Genomic DNA, 5,074 nt, shown 5'->3' on the forward strand with positions numbered 1-5,074 from the left:
GCTTTCTGGCCCTGTCGAGCGGCGCATGGCCAGCACGGCTATGTCATCGTCAGCCTCGTGGGCGCCAACTAGCAATCCCATGACTCTGTGGCAGACAGCAAGAGGCTCGTGAGCAGAAACCGCGGCGCACAGTTGCTTCAATCGGACGTCCAACGAGTCATCTCGGCGTTCGACAAGGCCGTCGGTATAGAAGAACAGCATGGTGCCTGGCGACAGACGGATTGTGGTGGATCGGCGGCTTGTTTCCGGGTCAACACCAAGGGGCAAGCCGGCTTCGAGTTCGACGAGAGCGGCCGGCCCGGCGGGCCGGGCAAGCACGGGCGGTAGGTGGCCAGCTCTGGAGAGGCGAACCTCGTGAAACGGCGGCTCGGACGCGGCACACACCACAGTTGCCATCTTGTCCGGGTCGAAATGCGCGAGGTTACGGTCGGCGAGTGCCAGCACCTCATCAGGCTGGTGGCCTGCGAGAGCATAGGAACGAATGGCTGTGCGTATTCGTCCCATCACCGCGGCTGCGGCCAAGCCATGACCGGCGACATCGCCGGTCACCACCCAGAGGTCCCCGGAGGGCACGGTGAACACGTCATACCAGTCGCCGCCGACGCCCAACCGCTCGGCCGGGACATAGCGAGCAGCCAACTCGAGACCGTCTACGGCTGGAAGGGCCGATGGCAGCAGGCTGCGCTGTAGGACGTCCGCCGCCGCCCGTTCCACCTGGGCCTGGCGAGATTGGATGGCCCCCGCCACTCGCTCGGCCACGATCTCGAGCACCTCGGAGTCCTGTCTTGTGAAGTCCTGTCCGTCGAGCCTGCCGACGTGGAGCACACCAAGGACCTGTCCGCCGCTCAGCAGTGGGACCCCCAGCATTGCGTGAATGCCCTTTCCCCAAAGGATCGGGTTCGAGACCGTGGTGTGGTCGACGCGGTCCAGTGCGACCGGCCGCTTCTCGGCGGCGATCCGTCCCGCAAAGCCCTTTCGCAACGGGACCCGGACGCCCTGGCGGACCTCTTCCTCGATGCCGCGTGCTGCACGAGCTTCCAGCTCCTCGGAGCCCTCGTCGAGCAGAAGGATGGCCGCCGTGTCGGCGACGAGGATGTCACGCACCCGGTCGAGGAGCTCGACCAGTAGGTCGTCGACCTCCAGCTGCCCGAGCGTCACGTCCGTGATGCTTCGTATGTCCCGGAGCCGATCTGTTGCTGCGTCGTATTGGATTTCAGACACCGAGTCCGTCCCTATGTGAAGATGCCTCCAGCTCGTCCCTGGCTCGGGTGGGCGAAACGGAGCCCGGCCTACCCGGAGGTGCTATCAGTGCACCCCCTGCGGGGGAGGGCTGCCTTGCGCCCTGCGGCGAATTGTGGAATTATTAGAGAGATGTCGACGAATGTTTGCCGGACTTTAGCAGAGGTTTATACCCACTGTCCAGGCCCCCTGGCGAACTCGTCCAACTCCTGCCGAGCTTCTGTAGGGGAAGTCTCGCCAGGTGGCTGATCAGGATCCCGGGATCTACAGCATCGGCGCCGTGGGGCGGATGCTCGGCGTTCCCCCAGGCAGGCTGAGGACCTGGGAGGAGCGCTACGGCATCGTGACGGCCGAGCGGAGCGATGGCGGCCATCGCCTCTACTCCCGAGATCAGGTCGAGCGGCTCCAGTTCGTCGCCCGTCAGGTCGAGCAGGGAACATCTCCAGGCGACGCATTTCGACTGCTAGCCGAGCGGCTTGGCCAACAGCGTTCGCTGGCCGCGCCGCATGGCGAGGAGGGGGGAGGCCTCCTGATCATGTTGGCTGAGCGAGATCCCTTCTCGGCGGAGTTCGCCGAGTACTTCCTTCGCACCGAAGGCTACGCAACGGTGCTCGCCTTCGACGTCGAGAAGGCGGAGCTCGAAGCCGACGAACGGTCGCCTCAGTTGGCCGTTGTCGACCTTCTCATCTCGGGCGGGTCGGGCGCCAAGCTTTGCGAGGCCCTCCGGCGACGGGGCATAGGTCGGATCCTCGCCGTCTCGACGCTCCAGTCTCGCGACGAAGCCCTGGCTGCTGGAGCAGACGCCTTCCTCCAGAAGCCCTTGGAGCCGCTCCAGTTGGTCTCGACCGTGAAGGACCTCCTCGGGGCGAGCGCCTACCTTCGGTAGCGTCTTGACATGACCGATCGACTGTCGAGTGGCTCCGACCGGCTGGACGGAACATTGGGCGGTGGTCTCATGGCCAACGCCATCAACTTCATACTTGGGCCTCCGGGATCCGGCAAGACCATCCTTGCCCAGCAGTACCTGTTCCATAACGCCACCGAACAACATCCGGGTGTCTACTTCTCGACAGTCTCCGAACCGCTCGAGAAGATCCTTCGCTACGCCCAGACGCTCACCTTCTTCGACGGAAGGGCGCTGGGCAAGTCGGTCTTGTACGAAGATCTCGGGGGAGTGTTGAACGACAAGGGACTCCCCGGTGTCCTGGCGCGAATCACCGAGGTTCTTCGAGAGCAAAGCCCGTCTGTGATAGTTATCGACAGCTTCAAAGCCACCCGCTCGTACGCCGACGGCCAAGAGAGCTTCCGTCATTTCCTCCACGAGCTCGCTGGACGAGTCTCGGCCTACCCGGTCACGTCCTTCTGGATCGGTGAGTACGACTCGGGGGACATCATCGAGGCACCCGAGTTCGCGGTCGCTGACGCTATCGTCTCCCTGTCCAGTGAACGCCGTGGTGAGCGCGAGAGCCGCTGGTTACGGGTGCTCAAGCTGCGGGGGAGCGACTACCAATCGGGCTTGCACGCCTATCGTCTTTCCGAGAGCGGTCTCCAGGTGTTTCCTCGAATGGCCGACCCAGTCGACCCGAGTGCTTACGGACTGTCGGACGTTCGGGTCCCATCCGGGATTCCTGTCCTCGACGCGATGCTCGAAGATGGCTTCTGGCCCGGTGCCTCGACGCTGGTCGCTGGCCCTTCTGGATCGGGCAAGACGCTCCTCGGCCTTCACTTCGTCTTCAGCGGACTTGATACCGGCGAACCAGGCCTCCTCGCCACCATGCAGGAGAATCCCAGTCAGCTCGAGCGCATCGCCAACAGGTACTCCTGGTCCTTCAAGTCCCCGGGCGTCGAACTCATGTACCGAACTCCTGTCGATCTCTATCTCGACGAGTGGGTCTACGACCTCCTTGGAACGATCGAGCGCACAGGAGTTCGGCGGGTCGTGATCGACAGTCTGGGAGACCTACGGGCGGGTGCCGCAGACGACCTTCGGTTCCGCGAGTACATCTACTCCCTTCTTCAACGCTGCTCCCGCCAAGGCGTCAGCGTCATGCTGACCCAGGAGATGCTGCGGCTCTTCGGTGTCAGTCAGGTGTCTGAGTATGGCGTGTCTCATCTGTCGGACAATGTGGTTCTCCTGCAGTTCGTTCGAGGGAACGCGGAGCTGAGACGGTCCATCACCGTGCTGAAGACGAGAGCCAGCACTCACGATCCTCGGAGCCTCCAATTCGACATCACCACCGCTGGATTTGTGTTGGGGGAGCCCTTGTCCTCCAGTGAGGCGCTCTCGAGCTGAGAGGGCGAGGGCGGAGGTCTGTCGACAACCGGCCTCGCAAGCATGTCGCTCACCGTGCTGGGAATAGTCCTAGGTGGGATCCTCGTGTTACCAGAGCGGCGCGTGAGTGGACTGACGAATTGGTGTCCTACAGGCCACTATCAGCGGTGAATACCGCCTTGGGCCGTCGCGGCTGGCACGCCGCCTCGGTAGCTTGGATGTCACGGAGAAATGAGGCCTGATGGCGGTTCGCAACGTACTGATCCCACACGAGCCTGACGCAGTCTGGTCCGTCCTGGCCGACGGCTATTCCTATGCGGAGTGGGTGGTCGGTACAAAGGAGATTCACTCCGTCGACCAGTACTGGCCCGAAGTGGGCTCGTCGCTCCGCTTCACTGCTGGTTTGGGCCGCCTGTCCATCACCGACTTCACGACGTCACGGTTATGTGTGCCGGGCGACCGGCTCGAGCTGGAGGCACGCGCCCTGCCGTACGGCTCCGTGCGAATCTCCATCGAGATCCTGCCGTGGGGAGGCGAGAGCGTTGTCATCATCGATGAGCACCCTCTGCGCGGGCCAACTCCACTGCTGGAGAACCCGCTAGTGGAGTTCGGGCTCACGATCAGAAACCGCCAGATGCTGCGCAAGCTGGCTCGTGCGGTAGAGAACCGACAACGGCTCAGCTCATGATCCGGCGCTGTCCGGCGACGAGTCCGGCAGACTTTAGCCGCCCCACCGCTCCGGCCGCCTTCAGGGCGGCGCGAGCTGCGTTGGCACCGCAAGCCCCGTGTACTGCTCCTCCCGGGTGAGCGGAGGCGGACGCGAGGTAGAGCCCGGCAACAGGGGTCTCTGGCCGGCCGAGCCCGGGCGTGGGCCGGAACACCAGCTGTTGATGGATCGAGGTGGTGCCACCGTTGATGGCCCCGCCAACAAGGTTCCTGTCGTGGGCTTCCAGCTGGTGAGGTCCCATGACGTGACGGGACCGCACCGCTCGGGAGAAACCGGGCGCATAGGCCTCGATTCTCGACTCGATCCGAGCTGCAAAGGCCTCCAGTTCGGTGGCGTCCCATTTCCCGGTCACTCCATCGGGCCCAGCATCGCCCGCTACCTCGCGTGGAACATGGGTGTAGGCCCAGACCACCTCGCCTCCGGCCGGCACACGGGAGGGATCTGCCGTAGCCATCTGGCCGACCAGCACGAAGGGGCGCGCTGGCACGCGGCCGGTCGCAATGTCCGCGCAGTACTGGGTCATCTCGTCCAGGCTATCCGACAAGTGCACCGTGCCCGCGTTGGCGACCTCCTGGGCTGACCATGGAACGCGACGGTTGAGGGCCCAGTCGACCTTGAACGTCGAGTAGTCCCATTGGAATCGGGCCAGGTCGTCGGCTAGCCGCATGGGAAGGTGTTCCCACGGGACCAGGCCTCCGTACAGCTGGGTGGCGGCCACGTCAGCCAGGACGGCCCGTCGAGCCCTGATCACTTCTTGTCCACCCACCGTCACCGCCGTCGCTCGTCGCCTGTGCACCTGTACCGCAGTGACCGGAGCGTTGCAGACGAGCCGACCG

The 5,074-nt window shown here is 64.2% G+C and carries 5 protein-coding genes; 3 read left to right on the forward strand and 2 right to left on the reverse strand.

Going from position 1 to position 5,074, the window contains the following annotated elements:
• On the reverse strand, positions 1-1,221 hold a 1,221-nt coding region (locus VGF64_06405; protein HEY1634371.1), incomplete at its 3' end, for a GAF domain-containing SpoIIE family protein phosphatase.
• Between the two features lie 259 nt (positions 1,222-1,480).
• Here VGF64_06405 and VGF64_06410 point away from each other — a divergent pair.
• From VGF64_06410 to VGF64_06420, 3 genes are all read left to right on the forward strand, one after another.
• Positions 1,481-2,125 carry a MerR family transcriptional regulator gene (locus tag VGF64_06410; protein HEY1634372.1) on the forward strand — a complete coding sequence of 215 codons (645 nt, stop codon included), beginning with the start codon at positions 1,481-1,483 and terminating at the stop codon, positions 2,123-2,125.
• 9 nt (positions 2,126-2,134) lie between these two features.
• Positions 2,135-3,532 (forward strand): ATPase domain-containing protein, encoded by a 1,398-nt coding sequence (locus VGF64_06415; protein HEY1634373.1) that lies wholly within the window; start codon positions 2,135-2,137, stop codon positions 3,530-3,532.
• A gap of 220 nt (positions 3,533-3,752) precedes the next feature.
• The gene (locus tag VGF64_06420) at positions 3,753-4,199 is read left to right on the forward strand and encodes an SRPBCC family protein (protein ID HEY1634374.1); all 447 of its coding nucleotides are present in this window, start codon (positions 3,753-3,755) and stop codon (positions 4,197-4,199) included.
• Here the strand turns inward: VGF64_06420 and VGF64_06425 are convergent.
• Positions 4,189-5,074: hypothetical protein (locus VGF64_06425; GenBank protein ID HEY1634375.1), on the reverse strand; the 886-nt coding region annotated here is incomplete at its 5' end. The two genes, VGF64_06420 and VGF64_06425, sit on opposite strands and share 11 nt — an antisense overlap.

Source organism: Acidimicrobiales bacterium, from assembly GCA_036491125.1.
GTDB lineage: Bacteria > Actinomycetota > Acidimicrobiia > Acidimicrobiales > AC-9 > AC-9.

Coding starts and splice junctions, on each gene's coding strand:
- VGF64_06420 (HEY1634374.1), top strand. CDS start 3,753: ATGGCGGTTCGCAACGTACTGATCCCACACGAGCCTGACGCAGTCTGG.
- VGF64_06415 (HEY1634373.1), top strand. CDS start 2,135: ATGACCGATCGACTGTCGAGTGGCTCCGACCGGCTGGACGGAACATTG.